General features: G+C 62.2%; 23 protein-coding genes. 11 read left to right on the top strand and 12 right to left on the bottom strand.

What is annotated here, in order from left to right; genetic code table 11:
- Positions 1 to 105 precede the first annotated feature (105 nt).
- Both HJ536_RS01680 and HJ536_RS01675 read left to right on the top strand, forming a co-directional pair.
- Positions 106 to 552 carry a hypothetical protein gene (locus HJ536_RS01680; RefSeq protein WP_176852747.1) on the top strand — a complete coding sequence of 149 codons (447 nt, stop codon included), beginning with the start codon at positions 106 to 108 and terminating at the stop codon, positions 550 to 552.
- Entirely contained in the window at positions 549 to 1,187 is a 639-nt protein-coding gene (locus HJ536_RS01675; protein WP_177156451.1) for a sel1 repeat family protein, read from the top strand. The genes HJ536_RS01680 and HJ536_RS01675 overlap by 4 nt, the downstream gene beginning before the upstream one ends.
- On the opposite strand, the gene HJ536_RS01670 is transcribed toward HJ536_RS01675, so the two are convergent.
- The 5 genes from HJ536_RS01670 to HJ536_RS01650 all read right to left on the bottom strand — a co-directional run bounded on the left by HJ536_RS01670 (position 1,188) and on the right by HJ536_RS01650 (position 4,319).
- Complete coding sequence (locus HJ536_RS01670; protein WP_176852749.1) at positions 1,188 to 1,538, bottom strand: hypothetical protein; 351 nt, start codon at positions 1,536 to 1,538, stop codon at positions 1,188 to 1,190. It abuts the gene before it with no gap.
- A gap of 40 nt (positions 1,539 to 1,578) precedes the next feature.
- Positions 1,579 to 1,884, bottom strand: coding sequence for a flagellar biosynthesis anti-sigma factor FlgM (gene flgM / locus HJ536_RS01665; RefSeq protein ID WP_176852750.1), 306 nt, complete (start codon positions 1,882 to 1,884; stop codon positions 1,579 to 1,581).
- A gap of 66 nt (positions 1,885 to 1,950) precedes the next feature.
- On the bottom strand, positions 1,951 to 2,658 hold the full coding sequence (gene flgA, locus HJ536_RS21185) for a flagellar basal body P-ring formation chaperone FlgA (protein ID WP_177156450.1): 708 nt from the start codon (positions 2,656 to 2,658) through the stop codon (positions 1,951 to 1,953).
- The gene (locus HJ536_RS01655; RefSeq protein WP_177156449.1) at positions 2,655 to 3,782 is read right to left on the bottom strand and encodes a hypothetical protein; all 1,128 of its coding nucleotides are present in this window, start codon (positions 3,780 to 3,782) and stop codon (positions 2,655 to 2,657) included. Before HJ536_RS01655 ends, flgA begins: the two co-directional genes overlap by 4 nt.
- Positions 3,783 to 3,785: 3 nt before the next feature.
- Positions 3,786 to 4,319 carry an LPP20 family lipoprotein gene (locus HJ536_RS01650; RefSeq protein WP_176852753.1) on the bottom strand — a complete coding sequence of 178 codons (534 nt, stop codon included), beginning with the start codon at positions 4,317 to 4,319 and terminating at the stop codon, positions 3,786 to 3,788.
- 180 nt (positions 4,320 to 4,499) lie between these two features.
- Between HJ536_RS01650 and flhA the strand changes: the two genes are divergently transcribed.
- The 3 genes from flhA to HJ536_RS01635 are packed head-to-tail and all read left to right on the top strand — an operon-like array spanning position 4,500 to position 8,376.
- Entirely contained in the window at positions 4,500 to 6,614 is a 2,115-nt protein-coding gene (flhA, locus tag HJ536_RS01645) for a flagellar biosynthesis protein FlhA (RefSeq protein WP_176852754.1), read from the top strand.
- 17 nt (positions 6,615 to 6,631) lie between these two features.
- On the top strand, positions 6,632 to 7,666 hold the full coding sequence (locus HJ536_RS01640; protein ID WP_177156448.1) for a hypothetical protein: 1,035 nt from the start codon (positions 6,632 to 6,634) through the stop codon (positions 7,664 to 7,666).
- Positions 7,663 to 8,376, top strand: a complete 714-nt coding sequence (locus HJ536_RS01635) for a sigma-70 family RNA polymerase sigma factor (RefSeq protein WP_176852756.1) — start codon at positions 7,663 to 7,665, stop codon at positions 8,374 to 8,376. The genes HJ536_RS01640 and HJ536_RS01635 overlap by 4 nt, the downstream gene beginning before the upstream one ends.
- Positions 8,377 to 8,409: 33 nt before the next feature.
- On the opposite strand, the gene HJ536_RS01630 is transcribed toward HJ536_RS01635, so the two are convergent.
- Positions 8,410 to 9,048, bottom strand: coding sequence for a response regulator transcription factor (locus HJ536_RS01630; RefSeq protein WP_176852757.1), 639 nt, complete (start codon positions 9,046 to 9,048; stop codon positions 8,410 to 8,412).
- Positions 9,049 to 9,252: 204 nt separating this feature from the next.
- Between HJ536_RS01630 and zapE the strand changes: the two genes are divergently transcribed.
- Complete coding sequence (zapE, locus tag HJ536_RS01625; protein ID WP_176852758.1) at positions 9,253 to 10,320, top strand: cell division protein ZapE; 1,068 nt, start codon at positions 9,253 to 9,255, stop codon at positions 10,318 to 10,320.
- On the opposite strand, the gene HJ536_RS01620 is transcribed toward zapE, so the two are convergent.
- Together HJ536_RS01620 and HJ536_RS01615 are read right to left on the bottom strand one after the other, a co-directional pair.
- Complete coding sequence (locus HJ536_RS01620; RefSeq protein ID WP_228028609.1) at positions 10,321 to 10,809, bottom strand: LysM peptidoglycan-binding domain-containing protein; 489 nt, start codon at positions 10,807 to 10,809, stop codon at positions 10,321 to 10,323. It lies immediately after the preceding gene.
- Positions 10,806 to 11,390 carry a rhodanese-like domain-containing protein gene (locus HJ536_RS01615; RefSeq protein WP_177156447.1) on the bottom strand — a complete coding sequence of 195 codons (585 nt, stop codon included), beginning with the start codon at positions 11,388 to 11,390 and terminating at the stop codon, positions 10,806 to 10,808. The genes HJ536_RS01620 and HJ536_RS01615 overlap by 4 nt, the downstream gene beginning before the upstream one ends.
- 282 nt (positions 11,391 to 11,672) lie before the next feature.
- Between HJ536_RS01615 and HJ536_RS01610 the strand changes: the two genes are divergently transcribed.
- Entirely contained in the window at positions 11,673 to 12,278 is a 606-nt protein-coding gene (locus tag HJ536_RS01610) for a hypothetical protein (RefSeq protein ID WP_176852760.1), read from the top strand.
- Between the two features lie 52 nt (positions 12,279 to 12,330).
- On the opposite strand, the gene HJ536_RS01605 is transcribed toward HJ536_RS01610, so the two are convergent.
- From HJ536_RS01605 to HJ536_RS01590, 4 genes are all read right to left on the bottom strand, one after another.
- The gene (locus HJ536_RS01605; RefSeq protein WP_177156446.1) at positions 12,331 to 13,605 is read right to left on the bottom strand and encodes a bifunctional folylpolyglutamate synthase/dihydrofolate synthase; all 1,275 of its coding nucleotides are present in this window, start codon (positions 13,603 to 13,605) and stop codon (positions 12,331 to 12,333) included.
- Positions 13,602 to 14,525, bottom strand: a complete 924-nt coding sequence (gene accD / locus HJ536_RS01600; protein WP_176852762.1) for an acetyl-CoA carboxylase, carboxyltransferase subunit beta — start codon at positions 14,523 to 14,525, stop codon at positions 13,602 to 13,604. Before accD ends, HJ536_RS01605 begins: the two co-directional genes overlap by 4 nt.
- 66 nt (positions 14,526 to 14,591) lie before the next feature.
- Entirely contained in the window at positions 14,592 to 15,494 is a 903-nt protein-coding gene (locus HJ536_RS01595; RefSeq protein ID WP_177156445.1) for a CPBP family intramembrane glutamic endopeptidase, read from the bottom strand.
- Entirely contained in the window at positions 15,491 to 16,390 is a 900-nt protein-coding gene (locus HJ536_RS01590; protein ID WP_177156444.1) for a CPBP family intramembrane glutamic endopeptidase, read from the bottom strand. The genes HJ536_RS01595 and HJ536_RS01590 overlap by 4 nt, the downstream gene beginning before the upstream one ends.
- A gap of 264 nt (positions 16,391 to 16,654) precedes the next feature.
- Here HJ536_RS01590 and HJ536_RS01585 point away from each other — a divergent pair, with 264 nt between their 5' ends.
- From HJ536_RS01585 to HJ536_RS01570, 4 genes are all read left to right on the top strand, one after another.
- The gene (locus tag HJ536_RS01585) at positions 16,655 to 17,215 is read left to right on the top strand and encodes a hypothetical protein (protein WP_176852765.1); all 561 of its coding nucleotides are present in this window, start codon (positions 16,655 to 16,657) and stop codon (positions 17,213 to 17,215) included.
- A gap of 127 nt (positions 17,216 to 17,342) precedes the next feature.
- Positions 17,343 to 18,116, top strand: a complete 774-nt coding sequence (locus tag HJ536_RS01580) for a DUF6478 family protein (RefSeq protein WP_177156443.1) — start codon at positions 17,343 to 17,345, stop codon at positions 18,114 to 18,116.
- 15 nt (positions 18,117 to 18,131) lie between these two features.
- A complete protein-coding gene (locus HJ536_RS01575; protein ID WP_176852767.1) occupies positions 18,132 to 18,518 on the top strand; it encodes a hypothetical protein in 387 nt (128 codons plus the stop codon).
- Positions 18,519 to 18,597: 79 nt separating this feature from the next.
- Positions 18,598 to 20,622 (top strand): NADPH-dependent 2,4-dienoyl-CoA reductase, encoded by a 2,025-nt coding sequence (locus HJ536_RS01570; RefSeq protein ID WP_177156442.1) that lies wholly within the window; start codon positions 18,598 to 18,600, stop codon positions 20,620 to 20,622.
- Positions 20,623 to 20,696 lie beyond the last annotated feature (74 nt).

Genomic DNA, 20,696 nt, shown 5'->3' with positions numbered 1-20,696 from the left:
ACCTGCTAGAGTGTAACCCGAGGCTAAAAAATTCCGGAATATGACCGAAAGATAAAGACAAGAGCAAAGCTTCGGACCCCGGCCCCGAAGCAAGAGAGGTAGTGGATGGCACTGGCTTTGAGTTGGGCTCTGGCCCCGTTCAAGCGTCTGTTCGGACGCAGGCGCGCTGAAGGCGTGCCGCAGGTGCTGATGCCTGATGATCCGCTGCCCGCTGGCGCCGACTACGACGACCGCTCCCTGCCCACCGAAGAGTTCGTGCTGGTCCAGCGCATGACGCGCCTGATGACCCTGGACGAGATCGAGCGTCACCTGCCCGAAATTCTGGGCCGTGCGTTGGCGCGGGGCTGGATCGACAAACCCTTTCAGGCCGCGTTCATGGACCACCCGAAAAAGATGTTGTCCACCTATGACGTGCACCTGCCCGACAGCGTCGAGATCGAGGTCGAGACCGAGCCGGGCAAGCGCCCGCGGATTGTGGTCTATCAGGCCGGTCTGGACGGGCGGAAGCGGCGGCTCTTGTACCTGCAACTTGTGATGATGGCTGGCCGATGACTGGATATCTGAAACGTTTCACCGGCGCTGTGGCGCTGTCTGTGGCCCTGTGCGGCGCCGCTGCGGCGGATCAGTTCGACGATGCGATGGCCGCGTTCAAAAGCGGGGATCTGGATCGGGCCGTGGTCCTGTTCCAGAAACTGGCCGAGCATAACGACGGCGCCGCGCAAGCCAATCTGGCGGTGCTCTATGCGATAGGGCAGGGCGTGCCGCAGGACGACATGAATGCCTATTACTGGGCATGGCGGTCGCGCTTTTCCGGCGAGAAGGCCGCGATTTCGATGATCAAACTGCTGCGCGAACGCCTGACCGAAGAGGGCCGCGCCGAAGTGGCCGGGCGTCTGGTCACTGACCTGACCGCCACAGCAGAGCGAGGCGATCTGGGGGCACTGACAGCTTTGGGGCGGGTTTACAACGAGGTCAGCGAACCCTCGCAAAAGGCCGAGGCCCTGCTGTGGTTCACCGTGGCCGCTGCCTTCGAGGCCCCTCATGCGGCGCTATTCCGCGAGGGCGTCAGCCAAGAGATCACAAAACAAGAGCGATTGACCATTCAGGCCCGCGCTCGGCAATTGTTCACAGAGTGGTGCGAGAAGTTGCCAGAGAACAAGCTGCCGGCAACCTGCAAGAAAACCTGATCAGTGGCGGCGGAACGCCTGCATGGCCACGAGTTCGTCGGCTGAAATTCCGGTCTGGCGCACGATTTCCTGACCGCTTTCGCCTTCGCGGGCCATGTTGATCGCTTGGTCGATCATGCGCTCGCTGGTCAGCCACTGGATATCCGCACGGATGTCTTTCATCTCGTCAGCCATCGCATTGATCGCTGCGTCGATCTTGCTCTGATCATCCGCGATTTTCGCAAGCATCGCTTTCTCAGAGTTTGCAGCAGCCTTCTCGGCACGCTTGCGACGCAGGGCGGCATAGGCACCGGAAGCAAGAATGAGGGTCACGGCTGCTGCGCTGGCAAGAAGGATCAGTTGGCTGGTCACGTCAGGATTCCAGTATTTTATTACAGTTTGTATGCGGGTCTCAGAGCATCAGCTCGCGGTAGCCTTCGAAAAGGCTATCGGTGATCCGGTCCAGATCGACAGGATAGTTGCCCTGCGAAATGGCATCCTTGATGCGCTTGACGGCTTCGACGTCGAACGGAGGGTTCGTTTCATCGACACCTGCAGGCATCTTGGCCACGGCTGCGCTAAGCGAAACGCTGTCGGTCGCGGCGGGCGCGCTGACGCTCGTCGAACCCTCGGCGCTTCTCGCTACCTGGGCGGGCGTATCACCCTGCGTCTTTTGAATTCGGGCGCGGGCGAGGGACGGATTAATGGAGTCTACCATGACGTTCTCCTCGGGTTAGACTGAAACGGGATTACACATACTCTCGGACAGTGAAACGGCTGAGGGCTAATTCATTTTAGCCGCCACCCGTACTTTGTTTCTCTCGGTTACGATGGCTTTTACCAGCCTGTCGCTTCCTAGATTTCTTACTGCAATTATCTGGCCACGTTGGCCGTTCTCGGCTGCAATTCCTGATGCCAGGATCAACATTCCTCCGGCGTCGTATACGATTGCAACAGGCGTTCCTTCCGTGACCAGCCAATTCAGTTCCAGATGACGGGCAAGCACAGGCCGACCCTGACCCAGATTGACGGTAAGCGTACGGCCGATCACCGAAGCGGGGTCTGTCATCAAGCCGTCCAACGACCCTTCGCTGACAGGTTTTAGGGTCAAATGTTGGGGTTCGATTACGGTCCCTTTGGCCAGACTTTCAGTGAGCGTTAGCACGGGCTGGCCCAAGGGCTCGCTGCGGGTACTGCGCTGCGGCATCACGCCCGGTCCCGCCGAGGTCCGCACGGCGCGGCTCCAGCTGGTGGGGGCGGCGCAGCGCAATTCGACCGTGCGCCAGTCGCCATTGCGGGGCGAGACGGCGGGGGTGTCATCACAAGCCGGAAACCCGCGCATCTGGCTGATCTGGATCTGGCCGCTCTGGCCGGCCGACCTCATGGCCTGACTGACCAGCGCCGAGGCTTCGTCGGGGCTGATCCCGTCGGAATAGGGCGAGGCCATCGCGGCCAAGGGCATCAGGGCCAGAAACGCGACGCGAAAGATCACAGACCTGCCTCCATAAAGTAGACCAGACGTCCATCGAAGCTTTGGGCAGGACGGGTCGGGTCCAACGGGCGCAGGATGGCGCGGCTGTTTTCCAGACGCACGATTTCCAGCAGGCCGAAGCTGTCATTGGGGTCCTCGAGCACCGCAAGCGCACCGCGGGTGATGCCGTGGCGGGCACCGACGGGGACACTCAGGGTGCCACCGGCGAACTCCACCCGTGCGGCGGGCGGCTCGCAGCCAAGGGCACTCAGGACGTTGTCGAATTCTTCTTTCACACCGCGCAGAAGCAGGGCCTCGGTGGTGGTGCGGGTGCGCAGGGTCAGGCCGTGCAGGGTGGTGTTCTTGGGCACGGGGGCCAGACGCTGGATGCGGTGGGTGCGGATGTTGCCGTTGCTCTCGCGCATGTCGATGTCGACGTTCATCACCACGGTTTGCATCCCGTTCAGGAACTGCACATCGCCGTTAAAGGTCACGCGCAGGACGTGGTCCCCCTTGGCCGAGCCGGGCAGGGTGCCACGGGTCAGGCTGTTGTAGTCCATGCCGCTGGTGCGGACGGTGCCGGACTCGCGGCCTGTGGTGGCCATCACGCGGTCCAGCCGCGTCGCAGGATTGCGCTCGATGGTGTAGAGCATGTCTTTGTACATCTGCTCGGCCATCGGCACGACAAAGGCGGGGACTTCGGGGGACATGCGATAGGTGGGCGCGTGGGCGCTGATCACCAGACTACGCTTGCTGCCGCAAACCCCCAAGGGGACGGGCCCCACCAGCGCCTGCACGCGCACTTGCCACAGGCTGCCGTCAAAGCTGCTGGACAGGACCTTGTGGCGCATGACGCGCCCCTTGGCCAACATCAGGGCGCGGTCGGCCACGATGTTGCTTTTGTCCATAAAGGTATAGCCGCGGATCGTGGCGCCCCCTTGCAGCCCCGCGTTCACCAGCGCGTCGATCAGGGCGCGGCGTTTGGCGCTGTCCTGACTTTCGCCGGGGGCGGGGGCGGCGTGGCCCCATGCCTCGATCCAGACGGCGTCATCCTTGGAACCGGCCGCAGCGGGCAGGGCCAAGGCAAACAGCGTCGCGGCCAGAACAGCCAGTCGGGTCAGCAGGGCAAAGGGGGCAACGGTCATGGATCAGCGTCCGGTTTTCGCGGCTTTGATGATGTAGCGGATCACATCGGGGTCCAGCGTCAGGATCACCTCGAAGGTATCGGCGCTCTTGGGTTTGATGCTGGTGGTGCGGGCGCCGCGGATCTCGCCATCGACGAGGCCACGGATATAGTCGCTGCGCAGTACCTGATCATTCACCGTCGAGGATGAATCCAGACGGATGCCGTGCACCTGTTCGGTCAGATCGCGCATCGCCTCAAGGCGCGCGGCGCGAATGGCCATCAGGCGCTTTTCGTTGGTGGTTTTGCCGGGCTGGCCGGACACCTGAGAAAAGCCCATGCCGGTCAGGGGCACGATCTCTTCGGCCTTTTTGGCGCGGGCCATAAAGGCGGGGGTGGTCTGGTCCAGCGCGTCCTTCAGTTCGGCCAGTTCGCGGGTCTGCATCGCAGGGTCCGAGGGCAGGTCCTGAACCGCGCGGTGCGGCTGGGTGCAGCCTGCCAGCCCCAGCCCGAGGCTGGTGACGCAAGCAAGGCGCAAGAGGGTGGTGGTCGTGGGCATCAGGCTCTCCTGTTGCGGGCCATGGGATGCGAACGGGTCTGCAAACCCTGTGCCATCTGTCCCCCACGGCACGAACGCGGATTGTTTTAGCAAAAAAGATGCTCTGGCACGGCTTTTGCACCTTGGTTGCCGAGGACACCCCGCGTGTCAAAGAACCGACAGCCGCAAAGAGACCGCCGCATGGCCGACATTTCAAACCCTTCAACGACAGAAAAGATGGGCGGACTAGTGATGCCCTTCGGCATTCTGGCGATGATCGCCATGATGGTTCTGCCGCTGCCGGTGTTCCTGCTGGACGTCTTCTTTGTCTTTAACATCCTGCTGTCGCTGCTGATCCTGATGGTGTCCATGCACACCTACAAGCCGCTCGACTTCAGCAGCTTTCCCAGCCTTCTGCTGATCGCGACCACTCTGCGCCTGTCGCTGAACGTGGCCTCGACCCGGATCGTTCTGACGGACGGTCACACGGGCGCGGGCGCTGCGGGCAAGGTGATCGAGGCCTTCGGCAACTTTGTGATCGGGGGCAACTTTGCGGTCGGTATCGTGGTGTTCGTCATCCTGATGATCATCAACCTTGTGGTGATTACCAAAGGTGCGGGCCGCGTGTCCGAGGTTTCGGCGCGCTTCACTCTGGACGCGATGCCCGGCAAGCAGATGGCGATCGATGCCGACCTGAACGCAGGCATCCTGAACCCCGACGAGGCCCGAAAGCGCCGCGCCGAAGTCGCCGAAGAGGCCGATTTCTACGGGGCTATGGACGGTGCGTCCAAGTTCGTCAAAGGGGACGCTGTCGCTGGCATCATGATCCTTGCTGCCAACATCTTGGGGGGTATCGTGATCGGTACCACTCAATATGGTTTGTCGGCGGGGACTGCGGCGCAGACTTATGTGCTGCTGTCGATTGGTGACGGTCTGGTGGCCCAGATCCCGTCGCTGCTGCTTTCCATCGCGACCGCGATCATCGTGACCCGCGTCTCGGGCGAGGCCGATCTGGCGCAGCACATCACCAAGCAGATCCACATCAGCCGCGCATGGCTACCCGTATCGGGTGTAATGGCCCTGCTGGGGATGGTCCCCGGTATGCCCAACCTGCTGTTCCTGATTGCCGCCGGTGCGGCCGGTGCAGCCTACTGGTATTCACGCGACAACGAGGCGGACGCAGGCGATCCGGCCAAGGGCGGCGCGAACGCTCCGGCGCTGAAAGGCGCGGACAAGGACAAGCCGAGCCCCGGCACCATCACCGCCGAGGACGTCACCGATTATGCTCCGATTTCGATCCAGATCGGCTTTGGCCTGATCGGTATGATCGACGACAGCTCGGGTGGGGAACTGCTGGCTCGGATCACCGGCATCCGCCGCGAGGTGTCCAAATCCATGGGCTTTGTGGTGCCCGGCGTGCGGATCCGCGACGATCTGAACCTGCCCTCGAACACCTACCGGATCCGCATCGGTCAGGCCATCGTGGCCGAGGACACCGTCTATCCCGATCGCAAGCTGGCCCTGCAGGGCGGCATGTCCACCAAAAAGCTGAAGGGCATAGATGTCAAAGATCCGTCATTCGGCATGGATGCGACATGGATCATGCCCTACCAGCAGGCCGAAGCCGAGGCCGATGATCACGTGGTGGTCGAGCCGGACTCGGTCATTGCGACGCATCTCAGCCAGATGCTGTACACCCACGCGGCCAACCTGATCGGTCCCGACGACGTACAGGGCCTGCTGGACCGTCTGGCCGAGATCAGCCCCACTCTGGTCGAGTCTGTCGTACCCAAGCCCGTTCAGCTGCACACCCTGACCTCGGTGATGCGTCACCTGCTGTCCGAACGCATTCCTGTCAGCGATTTGCGCAGAATCTTGGAAGGTTTGGCCGACGTGGCAAGCCGTTTGCAAGACCCCCAGGACATGGCCGAGGCTCTGCGTCCTGCTCTGACGCCGCTCTTGCTGCAACAGATCGCGCCGCTGAACCAGAACCTGCCGCTGATCACGCTGTCGCCCGACTTCGAAGAGCTGCTGACCCGCAGCTACCAGAAAGGGGCGGGGCTGATCGTGGATCAGGGGCTGACCCAGCAGATGCTGCAGTCGCTGAACCAGGCCAACGAAGAGATGCTCTCTCAGGGGCGGCAGCCCGTGGTGATCGTCTCGAACGCGCTCCGTCGGCCTTTCGCGGCCTTCCTGCGTGGACACGGCAGCGATGCCATCGTGCTGGCGGTGAACGAACTGCCAGACAACCGCAAGATTGAAATCGTGGCTACCGTAGGCGGCACTCGCCAAATCGGTCAGGCCCCCCAGAACTGAAGTGACGAGACCCTCTGATGCCGACCACAGTCGTACGAGCAGAAGATAGCGCACAGGCGATGGACGAAGTCATCGCCCGTCTGGGGCCCGATGCCCTGATCCTGTCCACCGTGAAACGGAACGGCATGGTCGAGATCACTGCGACCACTGACCCGATCCCGCCCAAGGACCCCAAACCCGCGCCCAAGCCGGTCGTCGCCCCCGAGGTGTCGCCCGAACCCCGCAGCGCCGATATCGTACCTCTGCCGCAGGTCGAGGCCCCCAAGGTCGTCGCCACCCACGCGCCCAAAGTGGACGCGCAGAAACCCGGCTTCTCGCGGCTGTTCAAGTCGCGGATGAACCCCACCGAGGCAGAGCTCGAAGCATCCGTCCCCGAGACCCCCGAGGGGATCGCCGCCCTGATCCGCCGTATCCAGATCGCCCCTGCCGCCAATGTCCTGCGGGCCCATCGCATCGTGCTGGTTGGCCGCGTAGGGGCGGGCAAGTCGCTCCAGGCGCTGCAGATCGCGGCGCAGCAGGCTCAGGCCGGCCAGGAGGTGCGCGTCAGCTATGTCGGCGCCTCCCATGCGGACGGAGCCTATCTGATGTCCAAGGCGCGCCTGTTGGGCTGCCCGATGGACTACGCAAATCCCGAAATTCTGATGACGCCGCCTTCGGGCGATCTGCTGCACATCGTTGTCGTGTCAGGGCGCCTTGCCCTGCTGGACGCAGTGATCGACGCGATGGCGCTTCAGGATGACACCCGCACTGTTCTGACGCTGCCTTTGGGGATGCGGCGCCGGACTGTGCTGACCAGTGCCAGCCAATGGCGCGCGCTGGACCCCGTGGTCACGCTGACCACCAACCCCGGAGACCTTCTGGACCCTGACGATCTGTCGGGCCTGATTGACGCCGGTCTGCCGCTGACATGGCTCAGCGCGTCAAAGTCTGTGATCGGGGGCCTGACCGCTGCCGACCGCGAAGGATTATCCGCAGCGCTGACCCAAGAGCTGCCTGCGGGCATCCGTAGCCTATACGCACAAAAGCCCCAAAGTACTGGAGGTGTGGAATGATCGCGCCGAAATCCTATGCCGAGCAGGCGGCGCCGCGTCCCGAAAAACTGGTCGAAGACCACATGCATCTGGTCAAGCGATTGGCCTGGCATTTTCTGGGACGTGTCGGAAGATTTGTCGAACTCGATGACCTGATGCAGGCCGGATACCTTGGCCTTGTCGATGCCTCGCAGCGCTATAGCGTCCGCGAGGGGGTCAGCTTCTCTGCCTATGCGGCGATCCGCATTCGGGGGTCCATCGTGGACCTCTTGCGGCGGAACTCGAACCTGTGTCGCAAGACCATCGCGATGCAGCAAGAGGTGAAGAAAGCCATCGCCGCGCTGGAGTCGGAACTGGGCCGCAGCCCCGAAGCCGAGGAAATCGCCAAGAAGCTGGAAATCCCGATCGAAGAGTACGAGGACTGGCAGGCCCGTTTCCAGGCCAACCGCGTGCAGTCGCTGGACGAGGTCTATTCGGACCAGTCGATGCTGTTCGAGGACCGCCAGCAGAACTCGGAGGACCTGACCCATCAGTCCCAGCTGAAGCAACTGCTTCGTAAAGCACTGGAAAAGCTGCCAGAGCGCGAAGCCCTGCTGCTGCATCTGTACTATGTCGAGGAACTGAACGTCTACGAAGTGGCAGCCATCTTGGGAGTCACGACGGGACGGGTCTCCCAGATCAAAAAAGCAGCCATCATGCGGCTGCGGAGCTTGATCGGCGAAGTCAACTAGTAGGGCGCCACACTCGGGCGCCCCACCTGAACCTTACAGCAGGCCAGTGTTCCGCGCGATAAACACCGCATGGGTGCGGTTGTTTGCGGACAGCTTGGTGCAGATCGAACGAACGTGCATTTTGATCGTCGCTTCGGACAGATCAAGCTCGTAGGCGATCTCTTTGTTCTGCTTGCCCTCACCCAGATAGTTCAGAACGGTCATCTCGCGATCGCTCAGGGGGCTGTCGGGGTTCGATGCGGGGGCGGCCTCTTCGTGCATGAGGCTGAGCGGGGTGTATACCTCGCCCGACGCGATAAAGCGGATCGCGTTCGCAAGGCTGCGCGCCTGCATGGTTTTGGGGATCAGACCCGCGCCACCGACTTCCAGCGTTTCATCCAGAAGTTTACGGGTCGGGGTGCCGGTGATGATGCCGACAGGCTTGCCGCCCGTGCGTTCGATCATCTTTTTCAGGCCCTCGAGGCCGTTCATGCCGGGCATGTTGTAGTCCAGAAGGACCACATCAACGGGGCCTTCCTTCTCTAGTTTGACCAGAGCTTCATCAAGGTTGTTCGCCGAAACTACAGTCAGATCCGGCTGGGAGGCGAGAAAAAGACTCAGAACTTCGAGAACCATCGAATGGTCATCGGCTATCAGGACCCTAGTCTTCTCGGAGGTTTGCTCAGCAATCATTTTATCCGCTCGCTATCCGCACGTACGTTTATTGTGTCATTCTAAATGATAACTGGAGCACTGAATAAATCTACATTTGTTTACGCTGGAACGGCTAAGAACGCAAAAACTAAATAGCATTAGGTATAATCAAAATGCTGAATGTGAGCTTTGGGTGACGGCTCTGGGCTTGGCGAGAGGGGTGCGCCAAGCTAATCAGGCGACATGACCCAGAGCATCCAGCAAATATATGCGGCACGAGTCGCAGAAGGTAAAATCCACAGCGACCCCGCACAGGAAGCCGTGTTGCCCGAGTTCGACCGCATCGCCGCAGAGCTGGCGGTTCCGGTCAAGCGCGGTCTCTTCCGCAAGGCGCCGCCGCCGCCCAAGGGACTATACCTTTGGGGAGGGGTGGGTCGCGGCAAGTCTATGATTATGGACTTGTTCGTGCAGCACCTGACGGTTCCCGTCCGGCGTGTGCACTTCCATGCCTTTATGCAGGAAATCCACGAGGCCATGCACAAGGCCCGCAAGGACGGTGTCGAGGACGCGCTGAAGCCCGTCGGCCAAGAGATCATTGCCTCGGTCAAGGTGCTGGCCTTTGACGAGATGCAGATCACCGACATCACGGATGCGATGATCGTGGGGCGTCTGTTCCAGATGTTGTTCGATGCGGGCGTGGTGGTCGTGACCACGTCGAACCGCATCCCCGATGACCTCTACAAGAACGGTCTGAACCGGCAGCTGTTCCTGCCCTTCATCGCGCTGATCAAGGAAAAGCTGGTCGTCTGGGAAATGGTCAGTCCCCGCGATTACCGCCAGAACCGTCTGGCGGGCAGCCCTGTCTATTTCTACCCCGCCAACGACGATGCCCGCGCCGAGATCAATAGCATCTGGCAGGATCTGACCGGCGGGCAGGAGCATCCCTTGGTCCTGACGGTCAAGGGCCGCAAGGTCGAGATCCCGCGGCATCATAACGGGGTGGGGCGTGTTGGCTTTCACCAACTGTGCGGCGCGGCCCTGGGGCCGGGGGATTATTTGGCGATTGCCCATGCCCTGCGCGTGCTGGTGATTGAAAATATCCCCTGTCTGGGGCGCTCGAACTTTAACGAGGCGAAGCGGTTCGTGACGCTGGTGGATGCCCTCTACGAAGCCAAGGTGCGTCTGATCGCCAGTGCCGCCGACAAGCCCGAGATGCTGTATATCGAAGGGGACGGTGCGTTCGAATTCAACCGCACCGCCAGCCGCCTGCGCGAGATGCAGTCCGAAGGCTGGGGCGACGACCGCGAGTAATCAGGGCAGGACCAGCCGCATCCCCGGGGCAACCACAGGCGCGGAGCCGATCACCGCGCGGTTCGCCTCGAAAATGCGGCGGAACTCCATCGGGTCGCCATAGTGGGTCTGGGCAATGGTTGTCAGGCTGTCGCCGGGCTGGACAACGTAAACGCTGCCCCCGGCCTTGGGCGACTGGGGCGAGGGCAGGCCGGTGGCTGCCGCAATCTCTGCGATCACCGCGCGGGTGCTGTCCTGTAGCGGGTCAACGACTGCCTCGGTCGGCGCGGCGGGTTCCGGCGCGGCCACGGGCTGTTTCTGGACGGTCTGCGCCACGGCAGCGCGCACATCGGACAGGCGCACCAGACGGCCCTTGGGGGCCTCGGGCGCTTCCATCACGGCCATCTCGGGGATCGAGGCGATGGCCTCGCTCTCTTGCCACGGGTTGAACAGGTAGATCGCCAGATTGGCGATGATGGTCAGCAGGGTGAACAGGGCAACGCGGATCATGACGGCGCTCCCTTGGGCTCTGCGATGTTCAGGCCCATCAGTTGCCAGCTTTGCAGCCCACCGCGATAGTACAGAACCTGCCGCGCAGGGTATCCGGCCTGCACTAACTGGCTGGCGGCACTGGCGGCGTCAGGGTCCAGCGGACCATCCCCGAACACCAGCACACTGCGGGCGGTCGCAAAGTCCAGCGTGTTCGAGGGCGCGTCCATCGCACCGAACGCCTTCAGGATGTCCGCGCGATAGGGATTGGTGTCTCTCAGCAGTTCCAGCGGAATGTTCAGCGCACCGGGGATAGAGCCCGCCGCATAGGCCTGCGCGGACCGCACGTCGATCAACAGGCCGGTGCCCTCGGTCACCTGGTTGCGCAGGAACCCGATCACTTCGGCTTCGGCCACGGGGATGATTCCGCGGTGCGGCGTCAGCGGGGGCAGGCAATCGGTGTCACAACGGGATAGGTCGCTCTCCGGCAGGGTCTGGGTGATCCCGACAGAGACTCCCTTCCAGTCCAGACGGGCAAGATTCTGCCCGCCGGTGTCCTGTGCTGCCACATGGGGCGCGAACGTAGCCAAACAGATAGCCACGCCTACGCTCTTTCCCGAAGGCATCGCCAACAGAGAGCCCTCCGATCCGAGATTACCGCTGTATAATGGGGCTGCTCGCCACACATTCTGTTATTATTATTTACATGTGTACCGACTGAAATGCCCCTCCGTCAACGGGCAAAGGGTCGCAAATATGGCCCCTTGATGGGGTTTTATATCAGAAAGTATGTATTTCGATCCCGAAGGGTAACTGTCGGATATACGCCTTATGAGGTAACTTTTTCCATACCAAGACCACCCTCCAACACGGGCCATTGTGAAATGAGTGATCATCAAGACAACATCCACAACCGTTCGCGCCATTCGCGCACGTGTGGCTATTTACCCAGTAAAGAGCCCAAGGGACTGACCTTTGTCTGCGGCGCCGACGGCGGTCTGCAGTTTGAACGTTATGGTCGTCCGAACCATCTGGTTGCCAACGAACCCGCCCGTGCCTGGGCTGCGGCGCCGGTCGCGGCGAACCGCGCGGTGCTGCCGGTTCTGCTGGTCACCGATTCCACCGAAGCGTTGGGTGCGATGACCCAGCTGCTTAGCGAAGAGGGTCTGGAGGTTGCAGGTTCGGATGATCCGATGCTGGCGATCTCGATCCTGCGCAACAGCGGCATGACCTTTCACAGCGTGGTTCTATGCCTCGAGGATAGCGCCGCAGACGAGCATAACGCCGAAACCCTGCTGAACATCGTCGAGCAAGGCAACAGCCCCGTCGTTGTCATGGTCCGCCCCGGCAGCGGCGCCTGCAACGTGGCGCGCCGCCGTGTGCCGACCAGCAATGTGGTGATGATGCCCGCCTCCGAAGCGGACGTGATGGCCACCATTATGCGCGCCAGCGGCCGCGTCGAGCGCCGTTTCTCGGGTGCGAAATCCTGAATTAGCCTACCACTCACAACAGGCAGCCAAGGCGGCTGGGACCATACAGGTCTCAGCCGTTTTGCTTTAGAACCTGTCCCGCCAGATAGAGCGAGCCGCAGATCAGAACGCGCACGTTGCCGTGGGTGTCGATGATGTGGCGCAGGGCGTGCTCGACGTCTTCGGCGATGTGGGCGGTCAGGCCGACTTTGGCGGCGACCTCTGCGGTGGTTTCGGCGGGCAGGGTATTGGCCTCGCCGGGGATGGACACCGCCGACAGGCTGTCCGCATAGGCCGCCATGGGGCGCAGATAGCCTGCGATGTCCTTGGTGTTCAGCATCCCGCAGATCAGGTGGGTCTCGCGCTTGGGCATCTGGGCCAGCGTCGCGGCAATGGCGTCACCGGCGGCAGGGTTGTGCCCGCCATCAAGCCACAGCTCTGCCTCGCCCGCGATCTGGACCAAGGGGCCGGTTTTCAGGCGCTGCATCCGCGCGGGCCAGAAGGCCTGCGTGACGGCGGCTTCGCAGGCGGCTTCGTCTGCACCCAGATGGCGCAGGGCGGCAAGGGCTGCACCTGCGTTGGTGATCTGGTGCGGGCCGGGCAGGTTGGGCAGCGGCAGGTCCAGCAGGCCCCGCTCGTCCTGATAGATCAGGCGGCCGTTCTCGGTGCTGACATGCCAGTGTTGGCCATAGGCCAGAACGGGCGCGCCAAGACGCTCGGCGCGGGCTTCGATCACGTCCAGACCTTCGTCCTTTTGCGGGCCCACAATCACGGGGACGCCGCGCTTGATGATACCGGCCTTCTCGCCCGCGATCTCGGCCAGCGTTTCCCCAAGGAATTGCTGATGGTCGATGTCCACGGGGGTAATGATGGTCAGGGCAGGCTGGTCGATCACGTTGGTCGCATCCAGTCGCCCGCCAAGGCCAACCTCGAGCAAGGTGTAATCCGCAGGCGTCCGCGCAAAGGCCAGCAGGGCCGCGCAGGTCGTGATCTCGAAATAGGTGATGTTGCCGCCTTCGTTGCGTTCATAGCATTCGTCCAAGAGGGCGGTCAGCGCGGGTTCACTGATCAACTCTCCGGCCAGACGGATACGCTCGTGAAAGCGGGCCAGATGCGGCGAGGTATAGGCGTGGACCTTTTTACCCATCGCCTCGAGCCCCGCGCGGATCATCGCTTGGGTGCTGCCCTTGCCGTTGGTGCCCGCGATGTGGATCACGGGCGGCATGTCGTTTTGCGGGTTCCCCAGAGCCTCGAGCAGGCGCCAGACGCGATCCAAGGTCAGGTCGATGACCTTGGGGTGCAGGGCCATCATCCGTTCGAGGATGACGTCAGAGGATACGCCGGTCATTTGCTGTCAGCTGCGGGCGCTTCTTCGGCCGGAGCGGCCGCGGGGGCGGGCAGGTCGCCGACGATCGCAGGGGGCTGGCCCATCAGCATGCGGATGATGGTGATCAGCTCTTCACGCAGTTTGGTGCGCGGGGTCACGCGGTCCAGCATACCGTGGTCCAGCAGGTATTCTGCGCGCTGGAAGCCCTCGGGCAGCTTTTCGCGGATGGTCTGTTCGATCACACGGGGACCGGCAAAGCAGATCAGGGCGTTCGGTTCAGCAATCTGGATATCGCCAAGCATCGCATAGGACGCAGTGACGCCGCCCGTGGTGGGGTGGGTCAGCACGACGATGTAGGGCAGGTTCGCTTCTTTGAGCATCTGCACGGCGACGGTGGTGCGGGGCATCTGCATCAGGGACAGGATGCCCTCTTGCATACGGGCGCCGCCAGCGGCCGAGAACAGAACAAAGGGTTTGCCGGTGGCAACCGCACGCTCGGCACCGGCGATGATCGCGTTGCCCACGTACATGCCCATCGAGCCGCCCATAAAGGTAAAGTCCTGCGCCGCCGCCACGATGGGGGTCCGGCCGATTTCACCTTCGGCGACCAGCATGGCTTCTTTCTCGCCGGTCTTTTTCTGGGCCGCTTTCATGCGGTCGGGGTATTTCTTCTGGTCGCGGAACTGCAGGGGGTCAGCGAGGGGCTCGGGTACGTCCACCTCGACAAAGATGCCGCCGTCGAACAGGTGCGCAAAGCGTTCACGGGGGGTGATCGCCATGTGGTGGCCGCAGTTGGTGCAGACGTTCTGGTTGTCCTTCAGCTCGCGGTGGAACAGCATGGTTCCGCAGGACTCACACTTGGTCCACAGGTTCTCGGGCGTGTCACGACGCGAGAAGAACGAGTTGATGGTCGGACGGACGTAGTTGGTGATCCAGTTCATGCGTTTCCCCTGAGGCCTACTGCGGCGCGTTGGCGCACAGATAAGCGCCATAGCCGGAGAATGCAATCAGCGGCGAATAGCAAGCCGGACTGCAAGCCACAGAACCACCGGTAACGCCAGATCATTAAAGAAAATCAGGTCAAACAGGGGTACGGGGGCGGCATCGCCGGTGCCCTCCCAATAGGGGAACAGCAGCACGGCAAGCCCTGAGTCGGGGGTCGTTTCCTCGGCCCAGAATAGGAAAACATAGGCGTTGTTCGCGAAATGAAAGCCCATCGCGGCAGCCAAAGAGCCGGTTCGCGCGGTCAGATCGGTGCAGGCCAGCCCGAAAAGGAAGGTCCACATCATATACTGGGCCGAGGTCACGAAGTCCCCGCCAAGGTCCCAGTGCGCCAGCCCGAACATCAGGTTCGGCGCCACCATCCAGATCACAGGGCTGCTGAAACGGGCCGCGAACTGCTGTTGCAGGTAGCCGCGATAGAGCAATTCCTCGGTCCCGGTCTGGACCAGAATGGCCAGCATCGACAGGGGCAGCAGGGCGATGCGGCCGAATTGCAGCTCTCCGCCCTCGAAGCTGTAGAAGGGGGGCAGGACCTCGAGCGCGGCAAAAACCGCAGCACAGGCCCCGACTGTGGCAATCAGCGTGGGGATGAACCTGTCGAGCCGCCCCAGCAGTGTCCAACCGCTGCGGCTGTGATGGGCCCAAGTGACCCCGATCACCGCCAACGCCAGAAAGACAAAGGAGAACAGCTGCAGCAGCAACCCCAGCGCAGTGTCGCCATATTCATAGCTGGGCTCCAGATCGCTGAAACCCGTCGTCTCGCCGATCAGGAGCAGCAGCAGGGAAAAGGCGTGCTGGCTGACATAGTAGGCGGCTTCGATAATGGCATAGCCGATGACCAGTCGCGGGAAATCTGCGCTGGGCAGGGCAGGGGCGATATAGCGGTCGTGGGGGGCGTAGGACTTCATCGGCGCAGTGCCAAGCGGGCCGCCAACCAAGTGACCAGCAGCATCATGATGTCAACGAGCAGGGCAGCGCGCACAGGCTCTGCGTCGTCCATCGACATGGGCAGAGTGTACAGGGCCAGACCTGAAAGATCCCCTTGGTAAGAGATGATGACCATCGCGAAGACATTGTTGACAAAGTGGACGGCAATCGCGGGCCCCAAGGTGCCCGAGCGCGCCGTCAGGTCCGCCATGGCAAGCGCGAACGCCCCCGCCCACAGCGCCAGCGGCACCGCATTCGGTCCAGCGGTGGCGGGCGAATAGTGCCCCAAGGCAAACAGCAGGGCAGGCAGGCCGATCCAGACGCGCGGATCACGGTTGATCACCGACAGGTGCTGCTGAAGGTAGCCGCGGAACACGACCTCTTCGGTGGCGACCTGAATACCCACCGCCAGCAAGGACAGCGGCAGCAGGGTCAGCCACGTGCCCAAGGTCAGATGGGGCTGCAATTCGTGGGTGCCGCCCCACGGCGGCAGAATGGCGATCAGCAGGGAAATTCCGGCGACCGGCAGAGCCACTTGTTTGAACTGGGCCCACGCCAGATCGAGAGGCCCGAACAGGCTGGCAAAGGCGCGCTTGTGGACATGCTGCGTGGACAATGCCAGCCCCGCCGCCATCGAGCCAAAGCCGATCAGCAACAGGATCATTCCGATAGGGCTGGCCCCTTCCTCGGCATCTTGCAGCAGGGCGGGGGCCTGCCCACCGGCGATGGTCTGCACAAAGGCCCAGTAGGTCGACATGATGCCGTACCCGGCGACCAGCATCACAACCATGCCCAAGGCAAAGCGCCACCCCTCGGGATGGGTCTTGGCGGGGGCGGCTAAACTGTCGTGTGCTGCATATGCAGAGGGAAATTTCATGATTCTATCTCTAGCAGGGCGGCTTGAACTGGCAATGCCCGACGGCAGGATTTCCGCTATTTCCAATGAGCTCCCCCGCTATCGTCAGGTCACTGGACAAGTCATGCAAAAACTGCAGGGCAGATATGGCAGATACCACCTTAAAATAAGGTGAAAGGCCCCTGATGGCCCTTTTTTACAAAGGGTAATCCCGTTAAGAATTACACAGTGATTCGTGCGTGCAGGTTTCGGATCCTGCACCCCTGCTTGAAAGTATTAGCCACAGTGAGACGGACGGTTCGGGCCCTGTTGATTTTGGTCGGCGTGATCATCGCCGCCAGCTGCGACCGTCTGCCTTTGGTGAATGATAAGCCTCGGACAATTACGCTGGCGGGCGGCGAGGTCGTTCTTGCTGCACCTGCGGGGTATTGTATTGATACCGGAAACTCCAAGGACCAAGGCGTGCAGGGTGGCTTTGCGCTGATTTCCAGCTGCCGGTCCCTGCTGGGGGTGGCGGCAACGCCTGCAATCATCACCGTCTCGGTCGGCCCCAAGGTCAGCGTGGAGCAAGTTTCCTCGGCGGCATTTGCGAATGCCCTTGGAAATCCCGCGGTTCTGGCCAGCGAAGAGACCGATATGGTGTCCCTGCTGCACATCGCGAACGGTGGGCAGGAAACCCTGCCCGGTGGGGATGAACGCTACTGGCGGGCGATCCGCGTGGTGTCGGGGCGTCTGGTGTCTATGGCGCTCTATGCCCCCAAGGGCGCGAGCGAGGCGCAGGCCAACGGCAGTATCATCCTGAAAACCCTTGCCAACAACCTTTACGTCCCCGGTCCGCAGGTCTGACTGCTGTCAAAATCGCATTGTTTACGCATTCGAACAAAAAAGTTCGCTGCGGCGCTTTTCATGACTAGGTTTACCTGACAGTTTTCCTGATAAGGTGCAGAAAACACGGGCAAAGGGACCGCAGCGCATGAGCAAGTTCAGACGGCTGGTAAACGCCTTCTTGTTTCGACGGTTGGTCAAGCGTTGGGCCGCACTGGCAGAGCGTGCTGACATCACCGATCTGAGCCGCCTGCGCGTGCAGAACAACCGCGCCAAACTGCTGCGTCACCATCTGGATCGGGTCATTGCGGTGGCCGATAACCGTCTGGCGCTGCCTGCGATCGGGTCCGATACCTTTCGCCAGCCGCGGGATTCCGATTGGGGCTGGCGTCCGCCCTTGTGGCGTGAACCCGTCGCGCACAAGGGCATGGCCTCGGTTCCCAGCAAGACCGAATTCGCGCCCGGCTCGACGGTGTTCCACGACTGCTCGGTGTCCGAGCTGACCCTGCGCCAGCTCCGCAATACCCGAGAGGCCGACTTGGCCCCCTTTGGTGTGCGCATGGACGTGTTCCGCTTTGACGGCAGCTTCCTGTCCATCGCTGTTGATCTGCCGCCCGAGGCCTTGCGCGGCCTGCGCCGCAAGCACCTGATCCGTATGGACACCCAGATCGAGATCGAGAAGCCGCTGGAAATCTTTGCCCGCCTGAACATCAAGCACGGCCCCAACACCGAGCAGATCGTCCGCGAGGTGCCCCTGCAACATGGCGGCGAGATGATGGTCGAGTTCGACCTTGGATATACCCAGATCGCAGAAAACCGGCTCGAGTCCGCGTGGGTCGACCTGATTTTCGAAGGGGCCCAGATGAACGAGGTCACGATCCGCGACCTGACCTTCTGCCGCTTGCCCCGCGCAGACATTTAACGAAAGGACCTTTGGATGAGCGATTTGAACATCACCAAGACCCGCATCATCGAAGGTGTCTGGGAAGGCGTCATCACCCGTGGCGGTGGCCGCAACGGCGAAACCCCTGCGGTGGCCGTGACCCATCAGGGGCAGGCGATCAGCGGTGTGACCGTCGGCGACATGGAAGGGGGCTGGGTGCTGCGTGTGCCGATCCCGCTCGAGACGATCTCGGACGGGGTGCAGACCTATCTGATCATCGATGCCTCGACCCACGAGGAGGTGAACAGCTTTTCCCTGATCGCGGGGCAGGCGCTGGCACAGGACATCCGCATCGAGATGGATCTGCTGCGGGCCGAGCTGGACCTTTTGAAGCGTGCCTTCCGCCGCCACTGCGTTGAAACGGGCGCTGACCGCGGGTAAGCCGCCCACCCCGTGACGCGGCGTTGCTGGTGACTCTGCCGCGTTTATGCGCTGTCATCCCCTCACTAGGGAGGCACCGATGACAGATTATCCGCACCTGCTGGCACCGCTCGATCTGGGGTTCACGACGCTGAAAAACCGCGTTCTGATGGGCTCTATGCATACGGGGCTCGAGGAAACCCGCGACTGGAACCGCGTGGCGACCTTTTATGAGGAGCGCGCCAAGGGCGGCGTCGGCTTGATCGTGACCGGCGGCATGGCCCCGAACCGAGAGGGCGGCGTGTTCCCCGGTGCGGCGGGTCTGTTCACCGATCAGGATATTCAGAACCACCGTATCGTCACCGATCGCGTCCACGCCGCTGGTGGCAAGATCGCGATGCAGATCCTGCATGCGGGCCGCTATGCCTATGGCAAAGACTGCGTGGCCCCTTCGCCGATCCGCTCGCCCATTTCGCCGTTTGCTCCGAACGAACTGGACGAAGACGGGATCGAAAAGCAGATCAGCGACATCGCGACCGCCGCCGCCCGTGCACAGCAGGCCGGATATGACGGGGTCGAAGTCATGGGCTCCGAAGGGTACCTGATCAACCAGTTCCTAGTGACCCATACCAACAAGCGGACCGACCGCTGGGGCGGCAGCTACGAGAACCGGATGCGCTTTGCCATCGAGGTGATGAAGCGCGTGCGCGCCGCCGTGGGCCCCGAATTCATCGTGATCTTCCGCCTGTCGATGATCGACCTGATCCCCGACGGCTCCACCCACGAAGAGGTCGTGCAGCTGGCCAAAGCGATCGAGGCTGCGGGCGCCACCATTCTGAACACCGGCATCGGCTGGCACGAGGCCCGCATCCCCACCATCGCCACCAGTGTGCCCCGCGCGGGCTTTGTCTGGGTCACCAAAAAGCTGATGGGCAAGGTTGGTATCCCCGTCATCACCAGCAACCGCATCAACACCCCCGAGGTCGCCGAGACCGTTCTGGCCGATGGCTGCGCCGATATGGTCAGCATGGCGCGTCCATTTCTGGCGGACAGCCATTTCGTGTCCAAAGCTGCGGCAGGCAAGGCCGCGCAGATTGCCCCCTGTATTGCCTGCAATCAGGCCTGCCTGGACCACACCTTTAGCGGCAAGATCAGCAGCTGTCTGGTGAACCCGCGCGCCTGCTATGAGACCGAGCTGGTGATCACCCGGACGGACACTCCCAAGACTGTGGCGGTCGTGGGAGCGGGGCCTGCGGGCCTTGCTGCGGCGCTGACGGCGGATCAACGCGGCCACCGCGTGACCCTGTTCGATGCAGCGGATCGCGTGGGCGGACAGCTGAACATGGCCCGGCAGATCCCCGGCAAAGAAGAGTTCCACGGCCTCGTGGATTGGTTCGAGACCAGCGTCGCGCAATCGGGCATCGACCTGCGGCTGGGGCATCGCGTGGGGCCGGATGACCTGAAGGGCTTTGATGAGGTGATTATCGCCACCGGCGTCACCCCCCGCGATCCGCAGATCCCCGGTCAGGACGGGCCGAACGTGCTGTCCTATATCGAGGTTCTGGCGGGCAAGGCCGCCGTGGGCGCGCGTGTGGCGGTGATTGGCGCGGGCGGCATCGGCTTTGACGTGGCCGAGTATCTGGTGATGGACGACAGCCCCACCGAGTATCCGCAGGAATGGCGGGCCGAATGGGGCGTGGGCGATCCCGAAGAAACCCGTGGCGGCTTGGCCGCGGCCGGAGCCCAGCCGACCCCACCTGTGCGCGAGGTTACCCTGCTACAGCGCAAGGCCGAGAAGCCCGGCAAGAGGCTGGGCAAAACCACCGGCTGGATCCACCGGATGGCGCTGATGGCGAAACAGGTCAAAATGGTTGGTGGTATCAACTATGAACGTATTGATGCCGAGGGCCTGCACGTGTCGTTTGGCGAGGCCAGAGAGAACCCGAAACTGATCGAAGTGGACACCGTGGTCCTGTGTGCGGGTCAGGTGCCCAACCGGGACCTCGCTGAAAGCATTAGTTTAGAAGGCATTACGGTTCACGTGATTGGCGGGGCCGATGTGGCTGCCGAACTCGACGCGAAGCGCGCAATCAATCAGGGAACCCGAGTCGCGGCTGCAATTTAGACGTGTTTGATTAATGCAAAAGATAGGGCCGTTAGGAGGGGGTAATCATACAGAATTGTTGTTTCCCTTTGGCG

Origin of the sequence: Donghicola mangrovi, assembly GCF_013377535.1 — a bacterium.
GTDB lineage: Bacteria > Pseudomonadota > Alphaproteobacteria > Rhodobacterales > Rhodobacteraceae > Donghicola > Donghicola mangrovi.
Note: the sequence above shows the minus strand (reverse complement) of the source record. Positions and strands in the feature narration are given on the sequence as shown.